The following is a 13858-nucleotide window of genomic DNA, read 5'->3' as shown; positions in this document are numbered from 1 at the left end:
AACGCCAAGAGTGAAAGATGCCAGAACTCCACCTGATGACGGCCACTCAACTGCTGGATGCCTATCGCCAAAAGAGGCTGTCGCCTCTGGATGTCGCCGAGGCGCTGATCCGGCACATCGACCGCTGGGAGCCTCACCTCAATGCCCTCTATGGCTACCGGGCAGAGACCTTTCTGGACGCGGCGCGCGCCTCGAGCGAACGCTGGACGCGCGGTGAGCCCAGCGGCCCGCTGGATGGCATACCAGTCACCCTCAAGGAACTGATTGCGACGCGTGGCATGCCGGTGCCGAATGGCACGGGTCTGGGCTCACAGACACCGGCCACCGAGGATGCGCCACCGGCGGCGCGACTGGCCGAGGACGACGCACTGTTGATGGCCAAGACGACCTGCCCGGATTTCGGCATGCTCTCCTCGGGCCGTTCCTCCTTTCATGGTACAACCCGCAACCCCTGGCGGCTCGACTGCAATCCCGGTGGCTCGAGTGCCGGGGCTGGGGCCGCGGCGGCGGCCGGCTATGGCCCCTTGCACGTGGGCACCGATATCGGCGGCTCGGTGCGCCTGCCCGCTGCCTGGTGCGGCGTGGTGGGGTTCAAGCCGACGCTGGGGCGCATTCCCATCGATCCCTACTATGTGGGGCGCTGCGCCGGCCCGATGACCCGCAGTGTGGACGATGCGGCCCTGATGATGACGGCCCTGGCACGTACCGACCGTCGCGACGCCACGCGCCTGCCGCCGGAATCGATCGACTGGACGGACCTCGCGTGCTACGTCTCGGGGCTGCGCATCGGCGTGATGCTGGAGGCCGGCTGCGGCTTACCGCTGGACGACGAGATCGCCACCGCCGTGGAGGCTTCCGCCGCGCGACTCGAGGCGGCCGGCGCCACCCTGGTGCCGCTGGCGCCGGTGCTGACCCGTGAAATGCTCGATGGCCTGGACCGCTTCTGGCGTACTCGCCAGTGGAGCGCTCTGGAGGCGCTGACGCCCGAACAGCGTGAGCGCGTGCTGCCGGCGATCCTCGCCTGGGCCGATGATGGCGGGCGGATCAGTGGTGTCGAGGCGGTGCGCGGCTTCGAGCAGACCCTGGCCATGCGACGCACGACGGAAGCCGTGTTCGATGATGTCGATGCCGTGATCTCGCCTACCACGCCCAACGTCGCCTTTCCCGCCGACTGGGTCTCGCCGACCAATGATCCGCAGCAACCCTTCGAGCACATCGCTTACACCGTGCCGTGGAACATGGGCGAGCAACCGGCGCTATCGCTCAATGCCGGGTTCTCCAGAGAGGGCATGCCGCTCGGCGTGCAGTTGATTGGCCCGCGTTTTGCCGACCATCGCGTGCTCAAGCTGGCCAAGACTCTGGAGACGCGACTGGCGCTCGAACCGCGTTGGCCGTCACCGCCCGTCGCGCAGTAAGCTTCTCGGTCAATTGCCTCGTCTCGTCATCGTGGGAGATCCGCATCATGTCTCGTCTTGTCGTCCTGCCCACCTGTCGCGCCGGCTGGGCGCTGCTGGTCGCCTTCATCGCCGTGGTGGCGGCTGGCATCTGGCCGGTCATCGGCTGGGTGAACCGCGCCGTGCTGATATTGGGCCTGCCGCTGCTAGTGGTGTGGAGCTATGTGGTGATCTTCGCCTGCTTCGCCGTCATGCTGATCGCCAATCGTGTCCTCGAGCGCAAGGAGGACCACCATGACTAGCCCCTGGCCGTTGCTCATCACCCTGGCCTACGTTGCCATCGCCATGTTCATCGGCCTGCGTGCCCGGGGCGGGCGGCGCATGAACAGCCTCGAGGAGTGGGGTGTGGCCGGGCGCAGCATGGGCCCGGTAACGCTCTACCTGCTGATCGCCGCCGGCAGCGTCAGCGCCTACACCTTCATGGGCGCGCCGGGCTGGGCCTACTCGAAAGGCGTGCCGGTATTCTACGTGGCCGTCTATCTCGCCTACCTGGCGCTGGTGGCCTGGTACGTCGGTCCCAAGGTGTGGCAGTTCGGCGAGCGCTTCGGCCATGTGACCCAGGCCAGCGCCATTGCCGACCGCTACCAGAGCCCGCTGTTGGGCGCCCTGGCATCGCTGGTGATGTCGATCGGCTCGATCGCCTACGCCGTGCTGCAGACCATCGGCTCCGCCTACATCCTCAACGTGATGAGCGGCGGGGCGATTCCGATATGGCTTGGCGTGCCGCTGGTGCTGGCCTGCATCGCCGTCTACCTGTTCGTCAGCGGCCAGCGGGCCATCGGCCGGACCAACGCCTTCCAGGGCGTGCTGATGCTGGTGGTGGCCTGGGCCGTGGGGCTCTGGGCATTGCACAGCGCTACCGGTGGGCTCGATGTCGGCGCGCTGTTCACGCGGCTCCAGGCCGAGCACGGCGAGTTCCTGACCCTGCCTGGCGCCGGCGGCGACATGAGCTTCAGCTTCTGGACGACTTCCGTCATCGTCTCGATGTTTTCCTTCATGCCGCCGGTGTGGACCCAATGGATGAGCGCTTCCTCGGCGCGGACCATTCGGCGCAGCGCCACCTGGCTGCCGACCTACTACGTGGTGATCCTGCCGATGGTGGTGGTGGGCTTCATCGGCATCTTCGCGCTGCCCGACCTGGCCCGCGCCGACACCGTGGTGCTGGAGTACGCCATGCAGCACCTGCCGGTCGTGCTGGTCGGGCTGCTCGGTGCCGGCACCCTGGCCGCCTCGATGTCCTCCAGCGAGCCGTTCATCCACTCGGTGGCACTCTCCTGGAGCCGGGACGTGCTGCAGCCGCTGTTTGGCCTCTCCGACGCCCTCACCGGGAAGCTGGCGCGCTGGATGATCCTGCCGCTGATGGCGCTGGTGATCGCCCCGCTGGCCATCGCCGAGCCGGGCAGCCTGGTGATGATCCTGCTGGTGGGGCTGGGCTTCGCCACCCAGGTGATGCCGGCCTTCATCGGCATGTTCCTGTGGCCGCGCGCCTCCAAACTGGGCGTGCTGGCGGGCATCGTCGCCGGTTTCATGGTGACCGTGGCCTTCACCACGCTGTGGAAGCACCCGCTGGGCATCCACGCCGGCTTCTGGGGCCTGATGATCAACCTGCCGGTGTTCGTCATCGTCTCGCTGGTGACCGCGCCCACCCAGGCCGAGGTCGTCGAACGTTTCTTTCGTATCGCCGCCCCTCATGGCCTTACCCGACTCGGCGGAGGACGCGTCGCCCAAGCCAGTGACTGCTTGCAGCAGTAAAGGAAGCGCTGAACAAATCGACGAGCGGAGCGAAGTACAAGGCGCACGGAGCACAGGAACCGGAGCCTATGGGGTATAGGTGAGGATTCCGAGCACCGCGCAACGCAGTGATTTGCCCGCGCAGGCATTTGTGCAGTGTTTCCTAAAGTGACAGTATCTTGAGTTTCAGGGTGTAAGGCAGCGATATGATTCGCGCGTATCGGGAAGCGGATATCGATCAAGTCCTGAACATCTGGCTTTCAGCATCAATTAAGGCCCATGGGTTTGTCGATCCAGAGTTCTGGGAGTCGAAAGTCGGTGAGATGCGCGACAGGTATATCCCCGCTTCGGAGACATTCGTCTATGAACGCAATGATCGAGTCGTCGGGTTCTATAGCCTGTTCGAGGACACCCTGGCGGCCATCTTTGTGGATCTCGACCTGCAGGGAAAAGGGATCGGAGCTGCCTTGCTTGATGATGCCAAGGGCAGAAGAGAGAAACTGCGCCTGACGGTCTACAGAGAGAATGCGCCAAGCGTCAGGTTTTATGAGAAGCATGGTTTTGTTTCGCTTGGCGAGCAGGTCGATGAAAATACCGGTCATGCCGAAATTGTCATGGGATATCGTGTCTGACCATGCGTAAACTGTGGGCTTTAATGTACTTCGTCCTTGTGGGCCTGCGGAGAACTTATGGAACGCTTTTATAACGCGCCCGAGCGTGTCGTCGACGACATTCTTCATGTAGCGGCTGCTACCGCGGATCTGCGTATTGCCGAGCCGGAAAGCGGTCTGCGGATTCTGGTCAGGGGCGATTGGGACCGGCAGCGAGAGGGCAGTCGTCAGGTGGCCGTGCTATCCGGCGGCGGTGCCGGCCATGAGCCCGCCCATGCCGGCTTTATCGGCGATGGCATGCTGACCGGGGTCATTTCCGGCAATCTGTTTGCCTCGCCCAGCGTCGAGCCGGTTCTGGCGGCCATTCGTGAAGTCTGCGGCGATGCCGGTTGCTTGCTGGTGGTCAAGAATTACACCGGCGATCGGCTGAATTTCGGCCTGGCGGCCGAACGTGCCCGCGGCGAAGGGCTCAATGTCGAAATGGTGATCGTCGCCGACGATGTCGCCATCGCCGAAGCACCGCAGCCACGCGGTATTGCCGGCACACTGCTGGTACACAAGCTGGCCGGCTATCTGGCAACCCAGGGCGCGTCGCTGGCCGAGATTCAACAGCGCACCCGGGCACTCTGCGAGCGGATGGGCTCACTGGGCATGGCGATCAAACCCGCCGCACAGCCTGGTCAGCCGGCATCAACGCGTTCCCCCGAACTGGGGCTCGGCATTCATAACGAACCCGGCACCCGTGCGGTCGACCCTCAAAGTGCGGATGACGCGATGCGCCTGGTGCTGGAGCCGTTGCTCCAGGCAGTGGCGCCTGTGTCTGCCCCTGGTTCGTCATCCGACACCGCCTGGGTGGCCATGCTCAACAACCTGGGCAGTTGCTCGTCCCAGGAGATGGGTGTGCTGGCTGAGTGCCTGTTACGCCAGCTGGGGGAGGAGCGGGTCAGTCATTTGATCGGCCCCGCGCCGCTGATAACCTCGCTCGACATGCACGGTTTTTCCGTCACGCTGGTGGCCAGCGAGCCCGAGCTGATCGAAGCGCTGACAGCACCGACCACGGCGCCGGCCTGGCCGGGTATTCAGGTGGTGCGTAACGTTGTCACTTTCAAGCCGGACACGGCGCAAGGCAATGCGGCCCTGCTCGAGAATGCCCCACAGGATGCCGAGTCGACGGCGGTACTGTGGCGGGTGATCGAGACATTGCGCGAGTCGCGCGAGGAACTGGACGCCCTGGATGCCAAAAGTGGTGACGGCGATGCCGGGGCCAGCATGCAGAGTGGCGCCGACAGCATCGCCAAAGCACTCGACGCCCAGCGCCTGGATACTAGCTCCTTGTCTCCATTATTCACGGGTATCGGCCAGCTACTGGCTCGTGACATGGGCGGTTCCAGCGGCGTACTGCTGTCGATCCTGTTCACGGCGGCAGGCGGTGCCCTGGAGCGCGGTGACAATCCAGGGGAAGCGCTCGCGGCGGGCGTCAGGAAAATGCAGGAATACGGCGGTGCTCGAGCCGGGGATCGCACCATGCTCGATGCCCTGATACCGGCGATCGAGTCGTTGCAACACGGCAATACGCTGGCGGAAGCCGCCCAGGCGGCGCGCACCGGTGCGCAAGCCACCGCCTCGCTGACCACGGCCAAGGCGGGGCGTTCGGCTTATGTGCCGGAAAGTGCGCTGGAAGGCATCGTCGACCCCGGTGCCGAAGCCGTGGCACGCGTGTTCGAGGCGTTGGCGAAAACATAATGTGATATACGACCGTCGGGCATCCTTCCCGCCGAAGGCGGCGTTATACCGGACAGGAGACATCGTGATAGTCATCTATGGCATCAAGGAACACCTGAATCCCATCAAGGCACAGCTCTCCGATGTTATCCATGGCTGCATGCAGTCGGTACTGGGAATGCCGGAGGACAAGAGGGCGCATCGCTTCATTCCGATGGACGCCGAGGATTTCTACTACCCGGGTGGGAGAACGCCGGCCTATACGGCCATAGAAATCAATATGATGCAGGGACGCTCGGCGGAGACCCAGAAAGCCCTGATCAAGACGATCTTTCAGCGCCTGGAGGCTGAGGTAGGTCTCGTCCCTGTTGATGTGGAAGTGACTCTCAAGGAGCAACCTCCACACTGCTGGGGCTTCCGCGGCATGACGGGCGACGAGGCGCGAGACCTCAAGTACTCGATCAAGGTATAGCACGTTACCGGAGTGCCCTGATGGGCGGGAGCGGCCTGCATCCCGCCCATCCCCGCTTTGCACTTATATGCCCGGTTGATTAGGCTCAAATTCAAGGTGACCGAGATCGCCGTGATAACGACACAATCAAGATACGCCAGGTACTACCGCGGGAAGATGGCCGGATTGTCATTGCATCGTGCAGGGTAGGTGGCGGTAGCGTGACTGCGCCCCGGCCGATTCATTCCAGAGAGCCACGAACACCCGCAAACTCGCTGCCCAGCACATAGCGATAGAGAAAGCCTAGGGCATTCAGTGCCTGGTTTTGAGTAGCTGCCGACATGCCCCTGGATCGCCAGGTGCTCCAGGAAAGCGTGGACTTCCGATTCTCCCATGCTGACGGGATGGCGCACCCCGTGGAATCGTATGAAGAAGCGAATCCAATAGCAGTAAGTCTTCTCGGTGCGGGGGCTGTAGCGCTTCACCCGCATGTTCGCCTTGATCTGGTCCATCAGCTTCGGCGGCCTGGTGTGCATATCCATACCTCTATCTGTTGCTTTTAATATGGATGTATGTACAAATTTATTGGTTTCAGCCCAACGCGCAAGCGCGTGAATTTTGGATAGACTGCAAGTGTTTCTAGATATTGTTTAAATATCAAATGGTTGTGTGAGAAGAAGTGGGAAATTAACTTTAATAAGCGCGCACGCTCGTTAAAGTGAATAAAGCGAGCGCGCTATCTAATACCTGTTAGGCCTACGGTCCATGGAAATCCGATCAGCTTTAGATACCGATGCAACCCGTGTCGCGGAAGTCTACCTTGCATCGCGGAAAGCCTTGGTATCATTCGCCCCGCTTGCGCACTCTGATAGCAATGTTCGCGAATGGATATGCGAGATATTAATTCCATCCGGTGGTGTTACTGTCGGAATCATTGATGATGACATTGTTGGCATGATGGCAATCGCCACTGATGACAAAGGTTACGGTTGGATTGATCACCTTTATCTAGACCCACTTTTTGTGGGAAGGGGGCTTGGTTCAGAGCTCTTGTTGCACGGCCTCGATAATTTGCCCAGACCGGTCCGCCTGTATACCTTCGCCGAAAACGCTAACGCCACCCGCTTCTATGAGCGCCATGGTTTTCGCCCAATTGAATATGGCGATGGCTCCGAAAACGAGGAAGGCTGTCCGGACATTCTTTATGAACTTGAATAAAGGTGCCGAAAGCTACGTATAGCAGGTTGGGGATACCGATATGATGGTTTGTACTATGGACTTCGCGGCAACTTTTAACCAATCCCCTCGTCCGGTTGCGCAGCCACACAGCGACAACCCCATGGGCGCTAAGCCATGAACAAAATTAGAACCAAATATCTGTACGTTGGCCAATATGTTGCTGCCTTTATATTGAAGTTATTGATGCGGATCCACTAATTGTTTGGGCTCCCAGCATTTCTATGGAGGATGCATATCTCCTCGACGATCTTCGCAAGCTTCTCAAGTAGGTCAATGTCACTGCGGCGGAGAAAAAGGCACGTGTCTTTAAACTAAACCCTGTTCGAACCTATGGTGATTACTAATGTGGGGTTGAAGTTCACTCCGGTCGCTACGCTCCGGTACGCCGCAAAGCCAAGCGTTAACCTGTTTAGGAGGTCCAGCTTGAATATTGAAGTAATTAATGAAAAACCCGGTGATGACGCGAGAATACATCAGGTTACAGAGCAGGCATTTTTAAGCACACCTCATACTGATCATACCGAGCAGTTCATTGTGGATTCCCTTCGCCGTGCGGGGGCGCTGACGATCTCTCAGGTGGCTAAAGTGGATGGAGAAATTATTGGTCATGTTGCGATTTCGCCGATCACTCTTTCAGGTGGTGAAACCGGCTGGTTTGGGATTGGGCCAATATCTGTTCTTCCTGAATTTCAAGGGCTCGGTATTGGATCTAAGCTAATGCAGAGTTCTCTTGCCGCGCTTGAGAAAATGGGTGCGTCTGGCTGCGTGGTGCTCGGTGACCCAGCTTATTATGGTCGCTACGGGTTCAAGGTTGTAGATGGACTGATCTTCCCCGGTGTGCCTGCTGAGTATTTTCAGGCGCTATCGTTTTCTGGCGAATTTCCAAATGGGGAAGTTTCGTACCATGAGGCATTCTCAGCCTAGGGTTAACAAGGCCAAGCACAGCGACAGCTTTTTCGTTGCGGCTTTGCCTCCACTACAAAGCTGCGTGTGTTGGCGACGTTTAGGCTTCGTGTAATCCCCACCACCCCAAGAGGACTTATGTTTGACCACGTCGTATTCGGAGTCAGCGACTATTCTGCTAGCAAAACGTATTTTCTCAAGGCACTCGAGCCAATTGGCATGGTCGTAGTGTCGGAAGGGCCTCCTGGAATCGAACTCAGCGCAGACGGAAAGTCCTCATTGGGTATACGGAGAACTGGGGGAAGTCAGGGCATCTCCATCTAGCGCTTACAGCAGAGAATCGTCAGAAAGTTGAAGCTTTTTATCGTGTAGCACTGGAAGCTGGCGTCAAAGACAATGGTGGCCCCGTTTGCGCCCGAATTACAAAGGACAATACTATGCGGCTTTCGTCATTGGCCCGGACGGGCACAATATCGAGGTCCTTTGTCACGAATCAGAGGCCTAACAGTTCGCTGCAGCCGGCCGTTATCCCGCTACGCGGGCTGCCGGCGGTTGAACTCAGGCGTTAGAGCGAGAGGAGTTCCCGAAGTATATGGAAAATATAGAGATACCAGATGAAGCGAAACAGGCACAGTCAGTCGTTGAAGGTGTACTTGGTGATTCGGTCATCGGCATCTATCTCTTCGGCTCTGCCGTCGTTGGTGGTTTAAAGCGCGACAGCGACGTAGATATCTTGGTCGCAGCCTCTAACTCGCCTACCTTTGAGCAGAGAAAGGCCTTGGTGTCTCAGTTAATGAGCGTATCTGGCGCGATTGGAAATCCACAAGCCATAAGGCCGCTAGAGTTGACTGTGATAACGGTTTCTGATGTCGTACCTTGGAAATTCCCGCCTCGGGCTGAGTTTGTATACGGTGAGTGGTTGCGAGAGGAGTTTGAGGCCGGATGTGTTCCGGAACCAATCCGTGACCCTGATCTTGCAGTTGTTCTGAAGAAAGTGATCAATAACAGCCTGCCGCTGTATGGGAGCTCTGCTGGAAAGCTTTTCGATCCGGTGCCGATGACTGATATCCGGCGGGCAATCCGTGATTCCTTGCCCGGTCTTTTGGCTGAGGCAGCGGGAGATGAGCGCAATGTCGTTCTGACCCTATCACGTATGTGGCTGACCGCTACCACAGGCGATATTGCTCCAAAAGATGCGGCTGCGGAGTGGGCGGAAAATCAGGTACCTTATCAGCATAAAATGCTGTTGAAGTATGCTCGAGAAGGTTACCTGGGAATAATTGAAGATCGATGGGGGCAGCAGGAGAGTTTTGAAGCGCTGGTTTCCTACATGAAAAATGCGATTGAGGAGTGCCTTGATGCCCAGCAGGAAGAAACGCCCTAACAATCACGGGCGCAGGGAAAATTTTCTGCTGCGCTACAAAACTCCCGTGCTGCGGGCGTTAAGTGGGAAGGATAAGATGTAACGTGATGGACCTCTGGAATTCAGGCGCTTATAATGCTGAGCGAGGGCGCAGGCTCACAGCGGAATCACAGATAATTTTCGATTATCGCTCTGAAGCCCACAAGTTTATGGATGAGAATTTGAATGGCTCGCCGTGCTAAGGTCTAAAGCTGAACAGCTTTTCTGAAGATTTGTTGTCGTTTCAAGAATATGGGCTGACACCGATATTGGCTGGATATAGAATGCGAGCTTGGCACTACGCTAGGTTATTGGGCCATGAAGTGTCGGCGATACGACAGGGAGTAGCTTCTTCGGTATTGGGGTTTTAAAGAAACGACTTAATTACCTTGTTGCTATGAGTTTTTTGAGCCAGGTATAAGCTTAAAGAGTTTTTCAAGAAAGCTTTTTCAATCGCAAGAAGGTATAAGATCAGAAAGATTGTGGATCGGCACCGCGCCACTGTGTTATTGCAACACAGGCGTTTTGCCTTTCCTTGGAGGCTGAAGTGGGGAGTCTGCGTTTTTTGGCTTTCTTGTAAAGCGCTTGCTACGAAACTGAGAAATCTCGGATGACACGAAGTCTCGAGATTGAGGTCAGAATTTTCTGACGGTCTTAACGCATTCAGTGCTTCTAGGTACAGTGCTAGAAGCGTGGGACAGGAAGCTAGGAGCTCCCCCGGTTCTGGCTGGTTGATATCTTGCAATCACGAATTATCTTGGTGCTGCTCAATTGTTTCGGGTGCACACGGAAGACGAAAGTATCTTCGAGGTGATAACCAAGATCTACTCTGAAGGTGTGCCGGAAAAAACACCTAATAATTGGCTGAGCGGTGACCGACTTTACGCCACCTCGCTGCTCCAAACCGGCGCGTAGCCGGATGTTATGTGCATGCCAAGGATAACGAATGGTGATAAACTTAAGTGAAGTTGATGGGATTCCAATTAAGGCCAAGCACAAAGCTACTTGCCATTGTGGGGCAGTCGAGATTGAGCTGGATTTGCCGGATGGATTGGTTGATATTCGAAGGTGCGACTGTTCGCTCTGCCGTCGCCGGGGAGCGATAGTAGCATCAGTTCCCTTTTCCGGCATTCGGATAGTTAAAGGGGAGGATGTGCTAAAGCTCTACCAATTTAATACGCAAAAGGCGAAACATTACTTCTGTAGCAACTGCGGAATTTACACCCACCATCAAAGGAGGTCTAACCCTTCGCAGTACGGCTTCAATGTGGCTTGCTTAGAAGGCGTAAACCCTTTAAAGATTGGAGATGTGCCTGTATATGACGGGGTCAATCATCCGGAAGATAGGAAAAATAAATAGCCAGTAAAGGCGGTGGGGAATGTTCTCTTCTTTGCGCTCAACACTCAAAATACACTTCTTCTTGGGGCGTTAGGTTTCAATATCAGAGAAAATGCACATGAATAGTTCCATGAATCGGTTAGCTTTCAGTTTCTATAGTCTAGTTGTATTTTCCCTCGCGGCCTGCTCAACCTCACCCAAGGCCGTGCCAGTCGAGCCAGTCCCTGACATCTCAAGGTTAGGTACGCAGTGCAACACACTCGACCCTCTCCGGCGTGTTCTGCCGAAATATCCGCCGTCGGCCGTAAACGCGAACCAGGAGGGATGGAGTGTCGCGAGAGTATTTATCGGCTCGGAGGGCGGCAGGCCAGAACGAGTAGAAATTATCCGATCCAGCCCGCCGGAAATTTTCGGCCCCCCTACGGCCGCAGCAATATCTCAGTGGGAGTTCAGGCCGATTCCCGGTGGAGGTGAATGCTATCTCGAGATGAGGTATCGGCTCTGGAAGCGATGAAACATAAAATACCATGTAGCCAACACTTGTTCCGCTATTATGCTGCGCAAGCACCCTTCGGACTGTGGCTGATGGTGAGAGGTAGGGCGAGAGTAGGAGCGCAGTGGCCCCGAGCTCGTGATTCCTCCCGTCTCACACCCCGTCGGCGATTTTCTGACCACCCGCCCAAGACGAAGCGCCTCAAAAGCTGGATAATGGCGGGCTACGCGCTACGGCCGCCTGAAACCACGAATCCGGTGCTTTGTCAATGGAAATCAAGGTCAACTATCTCGACAACCTCCGGCTGGAGGCCAAGTTCGATGACTTCACGGTCATCTCCGACCAGCCGATTCGCTACAAGGGCGATGGCTCGGCGCCTGGCCCCTTCGACTACTTCCTGGCGTCGTCGGCGATGTGCGCGGCGTATTTCGTCAAGGTCTACTGCAACGCGCGCGATATTCCCACCGAGAACATCCGGCTGTCGCAGAACAACATCGTCGACCCGGAGAATCGCTACAAGCAGATCTTCAAGATCCAGGTCGAGTTGCCGGAGGATCTGTCCGACAAGGATCGCCAGGGCATCATGCGTTCCATCGAGCGCTGCTCGGTCAAGCGGGTGGTTCAGAACGTGCCCGAGTTCCAGATCGAGACGGTCGAGAACCTGGATGAGGATGCCCAGGCGCTGCTGATGGCCGAGCCGGAGGAGGGCGCGAGTACCTGGATCGAGGGCAAGGACCTGCCGCTGGAGCAGACCATCGCCAACATGACGGGCATTCTCGAGTCGCTGGGCATGCAGATCGAGATCGCCTCCTGGCGCAACATCGTGCCGCATGTGTGGTCGCTGCACATTCGCGATGCCCACTCCAACATGTGCTTCACCAACGGCAAGGGGTCGACCAAGGAGAGCGCGCTGTGCTCGGCGCTGGGCGAGTTTATCGAGCGCTTGAGCTGTAACTTCTTCTACAATGATCAGTTCTTCGGCGAGGAGATCGCCAACAGCGAGTTCGTCCACTATCCCGACGAGAAATGGTTCCAGCCGGGGCCGAACGACGAGCTGCCAGAGGGCATTCTGGATGCCTACTGCCGGGAGTTCTACGACCCGGATGGCGAGCTACGTGGCTCCAACCTGATCGACACCAACTCCGGCAAGGTGGAGCGCGGCATCGTCTCGTTGCCGTTCGTGCGCCAGTCGGATGGCGAGGTAATCTACTTCCCCTCGAACCTGATCGAGAACCTCTACCTCAGCAATGGCATGAGTGCCGGCAACACCCTGCACGAGGCCCAGGTGCAGTGCCTGTCGGAGATCTTCGAGCGGGCGGTGAAGAAGCAGATCATCGAGGAAGAGATCGCGCTGCCGGACGTGCCGCATGAGGTGCTGGCGAAGTACCCCGAGATTCTCGAGGGTATAGAGGCGTTGGAGAAGCAGGGCTTCCCGGTGCTGGTCAAGGATGCCTCGCTGGGCGGCCAGTTCCCGGTGATGTGCGTCACCCTGATGAACCCGCGCACGGGCGGGGTCTTCGCGTCCTTCGGCGCGCATCCGAGCTTCGAGGTGGCACTGGAGCGCAGCCTGACCGAGCTGCTGCAGGGCCGCAGCTTCGAGGGCTTGAACGACTTCATGCCGCCGACCTTCAATTCGCTCGCTGTCACCGAGCCGAACAACTTCGTCGAGCACTTCATCGATTCCTCGGGGCTGGTCTCCTGGCGTTTCTTCAGTGCACGAGCCGATGTCGAGTTCGTCGAGTGGGATTTCTCGGGCACGAACGAGGAGGAAGCTGAGCGCCTGTTCGGTATCCTCGAGGAACTGGGGCTGGAAGCCTACATGGCTGTCCATGAGGATCTGGGTGCGCCGGTGTGCCGCATCTTGGTGCCGGGGTATTCCGAGGTCTACCCGGTGGAGGATCTGATCTGGGACAACACCAACAAGGCGCTGTTGTTCCGTGAGGATATCCTGCACATCCACGAGCTGAGCGACGAGCAACTGGGCGATCTGCTGGAGCGCCTGGAAGAGACCCAGATCGATGACCACGAGGACATCATCACCCTGATCGGCATCGAGTTCGACGAGAACACCGTCTGGGGGCAGCTCACCATCCTCGAGCTGAAGCTGCTGATCAACCTGGCGCTCGGCCAGCACGAGCAAGCCCTGGAGCGGGTCGAGATGTTCCTGCAGTTCAACGACAACACCGTCGAGCGTGGGCTCTTCTACCAGGCGGTGAACGCGGTGCTGGAAATCGCCCTGGACGACGAGCTCGAGCTGGACGACTACCTCGACAACTTCACGCGCATGTTTGGCGAAGCGACCATGGCCGCCGTGGTCGGCTCGGTGAACGGCGAGGTGCGCTTCCATGGCCTCGAGCCGACCAACATGCAACTGGAAGGCCTCGAGCGGCACCAGCGTTTGATCGAGAGCTACAAGAAGCTGCATGCCCACCGGGCCGCCAGGGCGGAGATGGCGGTCGCCGAGGCTTGATGTTCATATAGATGGCGTCTTCGACGTCCAGCGTGCAAAGCCC

At 58.2% G+C, this 13858-nt stretch carries 13 protein-coding genes; 12 read left to right on the top strand and 1 reads right to left on the bottom strand.

Annotated features, from left to right (window positions below; translation table 11 throughout):
- Positions 1-17: 17 nt before the first annotated feature.
- The 6 genes from HSDC_RS12610 to HSDC_RS12585 all read left to right on the top strand — a co-directional run bounded on the left by HSDC_RS12610 (position 18) and on the right by HSDC_RS12585 (position 5990).
- The gene (locus HSDC_RS12610; RefSeq protein WP_064700297.1) at positions 18-1415 is read left to right on the top strand and encodes an amidase; all 1398 of its coding nucleotides are present in this window, start codon (positions 18-20) and stop codon (positions 1413-1415) included.
- 47 nt (positions 1416-1462) lie between these two features.
- Positions 1463-1696, top strand: a complete 234-nt coding sequence (locus HSDC_RS12605) for a hypothetical protein (protein WP_064700296.1) — start codon at positions 1463-1465, stop codon at positions 1694-1696.
- On the top strand, positions 1689-3206 hold the full coding sequence (locus tag HSDC_RS12600; RefSeq protein ID WP_064700295.1) for a sodium:solute symporter family protein: 1518 nt from the start codon (positions 1689-1691) through the stop codon (positions 3204-3206). The genes HSDC_RS12605 and HSDC_RS12600 overlap by 8 nt, the downstream gene beginning before the upstream one ends.
- Positions 3207-3391: 185 nt before the next feature.
- The gene (locus HSDC_RS12595; protein WP_064700294.1) at positions 3392-3817 is read left to right on the top strand and encodes an N-acetyltransferase; all 426 of its coding nucleotides are present in this window, start codon (positions 3392-3394) and stop codon (positions 3815-3817) included.
- Positions 3818-3874: 57 nt separating this feature from the next.
- On the top strand, positions 3875-5539 hold the full coding sequence (locus HSDC_RS12590) for a dihydroxyacetone kinase subunit DhaK (protein WP_064700293.1): 1665 nt from the start codon (positions 3875-3877) through the stop codon (positions 5537-5539).
- Between the two features lie 64 nt (positions 5540-5603).
- Positions 5604-5990 (top strand): tautomerase family protein, encoded by a 387-nt coding sequence (locus HSDC_RS12585; RefSeq protein WP_064700292.1) that lies wholly within the window; start codon positions 5604-5606, stop codon positions 5988-5990.
- A gap of 143 nt (positions 5991-6133) precedes the next feature.
- Here the strand turns inward: HSDC_RS12585 and HSDC_RS16500 are convergent, their stop codons facing one another.
- Positions 6134-6460, bottom strand: a complete 327-nt coding sequence (locus HSDC_RS16500) for a site-specific integrase (protein WP_244534464.1) — start codon at positions 6458-6460, stop codon at positions 6134-6136.
- A gap of 274 nt (positions 6461-6734) precedes the next feature.
- Here HSDC_RS16500 and HSDC_RS12580 point away from each other — a divergent pair, with 274 nt between their 5' ends.
- The 6 genes from HSDC_RS12580 to HSDC_RS12570 all read left to right on the top strand — a co-directional run bounded on the left by HSDC_RS12580 (position 6735) and on the right by HSDC_RS12570 (position 13815).
- A complete protein-coding gene (locus tag HSDC_RS12580) occupies positions 6735-7187 on the top strand; it encodes a GNAT family N-acetyltransferase (protein WP_064700291.1) in 453 nt (150 codons plus the stop codon).
- Between the two features lie 444 nt (positions 7188-7631).
- The gene (locus HSDC_RS16495) at positions 7632-8132 is read left to right on the top strand and encodes a GNAT family N-acetyltransferase (RefSeq protein ID WP_073292161.1); all 501 of its coding nucleotides are present in this window, start codon (positions 7632-7634) and stop codon (positions 8130-8132) included.
- 571 nt (positions 8133-8703) lie between these two features.
- Positions 8704-9495, top strand: a complete 792-nt coding sequence (locus tag HSDC_RS12575; protein WP_064700290.1) for an aminoglycoside adenylyltransferase family protein — start codon at positions 8704-8706, stop codon at positions 9493-9495.
- Positions 9496-10459: 964 nt separating this feature from the next.
- Positions 10460-10873, top strand: coding sequence for a GFA family protein (locus tag HSDC_RS16485; RefSeq protein WP_073292144.1), 414 nt, complete (start codon positions 10460-10462; stop codon positions 10871-10873).
- A gap of 91 nt (positions 10874-10964) precedes the next feature.
- The gene (locus tag HSDC_RS17095; protein WP_082920036.1) at positions 10965-11366 is read left to right on the top strand and encodes an energy transducer TonB; all 402 of its coding nucleotides are present in this window, start codon (positions 10965-10967) and stop codon (positions 11364-11366) included.
- Between the two features lie 247 nt (positions 11367-11613).
- Positions 11614-13815, top strand: a complete 2202-nt coding sequence (locus HSDC_RS12570; RefSeq protein ID WP_064700289.1) for an OsmC domain/YcaO domain-containing protein — start codon at positions 11614-11616, stop codon at positions 13813-13815.
- Positions 13816-13858: the final 43 nt, after the last annotated feature.

This window comes from Halomonas caseinilytica (assembly GCF_001662285.1).
Classification (GTDB): Bacteria; Pseudomonadota; Gammaproteobacteria; order Pseudomonadales; family Halomonadaceae; genus Halomonas; species Halomonas caseinilytica.
The sequence above is the reverse complement of the archived record's forward strand: the minus strand, read 5'-3'. Positions and strand labels throughout refer to the sequence as shown.

What these genes read in the sequence shown, in the direction of transcription:
- HSDC_RS12610 (WP_064700297.1), top strand. Translation starts at nt 18, where the DNA reads ATGCCAGAACTCCACCTGATGACGGCCACTCAACTGCTGGATGCCTAT.
- HSDC_RS12605 (WP_064700296.1), top strand. Translation starts at nt 1,463, where the DNA reads ATGTCTCGTCTTGTCGTCCTGCCCACCTGTCGCGCCGGCTGGGCGCTG.
- HSDC_RS12600 (WP_064700295.1), top strand. Translation starts at nt 1,689, where the DNA reads ATGACTAGCCCCTGGCCGTTGCTCATCACCCTGGCCTACGTTGCCATC.
- HSDC_RS12595 (WP_064700294.1), top strand. Translation starts at nt 3,392, where the DNA reads ATGATTCGCGCGTATCGGGAAGCGGATATCGATCAAGTCCTGAACATC.
- HSDC_RS12590 (WP_064700293.1), top strand. Translation starts at nt 3,875, where the DNA reads ATGGAACGCTTTTATAACGCGCCCGAGCGTGTCGTCGACGACATTCTT.
- HSDC_RS16500 (WP_244534464.1), bottom strand. Translation starts at nt 6,460, where the DNA reads ATGCGGGTGAAGCGCTACAGCCCCCGCACCGAGAAGACTTACTGCTAT.
- HSDC_RS12580 (WP_064700291.1), top strand. Translation starts at nt 6,735, where the DNA reads ATGGAAATCCGATCAGCTTTAGATACCGATGCAACCCGTGTCGCGGAA.
- HSDC_RS12575 (WP_064700290.1), top strand. Translation starts at nt 8,704, where the DNA reads ATGGAAAATATAGAGATACCAGATGAAGCGAAACAGGCACAGTCAGTC.
- HSDC_RS16485 (WP_073292144.1), top strand. Translation starts at nt 10,460, where the DNA reads ATGGTGATAAACTTAAGTGAAGTTGATGGGATTCCAATTAAGGCCAAG.
- HSDC_RS17095 (WP_082920036.1), top strand. Translation starts at nt 10,965, where the DNA reads ATGCACATGAATAGTTCCATGAATCGGTTAGCTTTCAGTTTCTATAGT.
- HSDC_RS12570 (WP_064700289.1), top strand. Translation starts at nt 11,614, where the DNA reads ATGGAAATCAAGGTCAACTATCTCGACAACCTCCGGCTGGAGGCCAAG.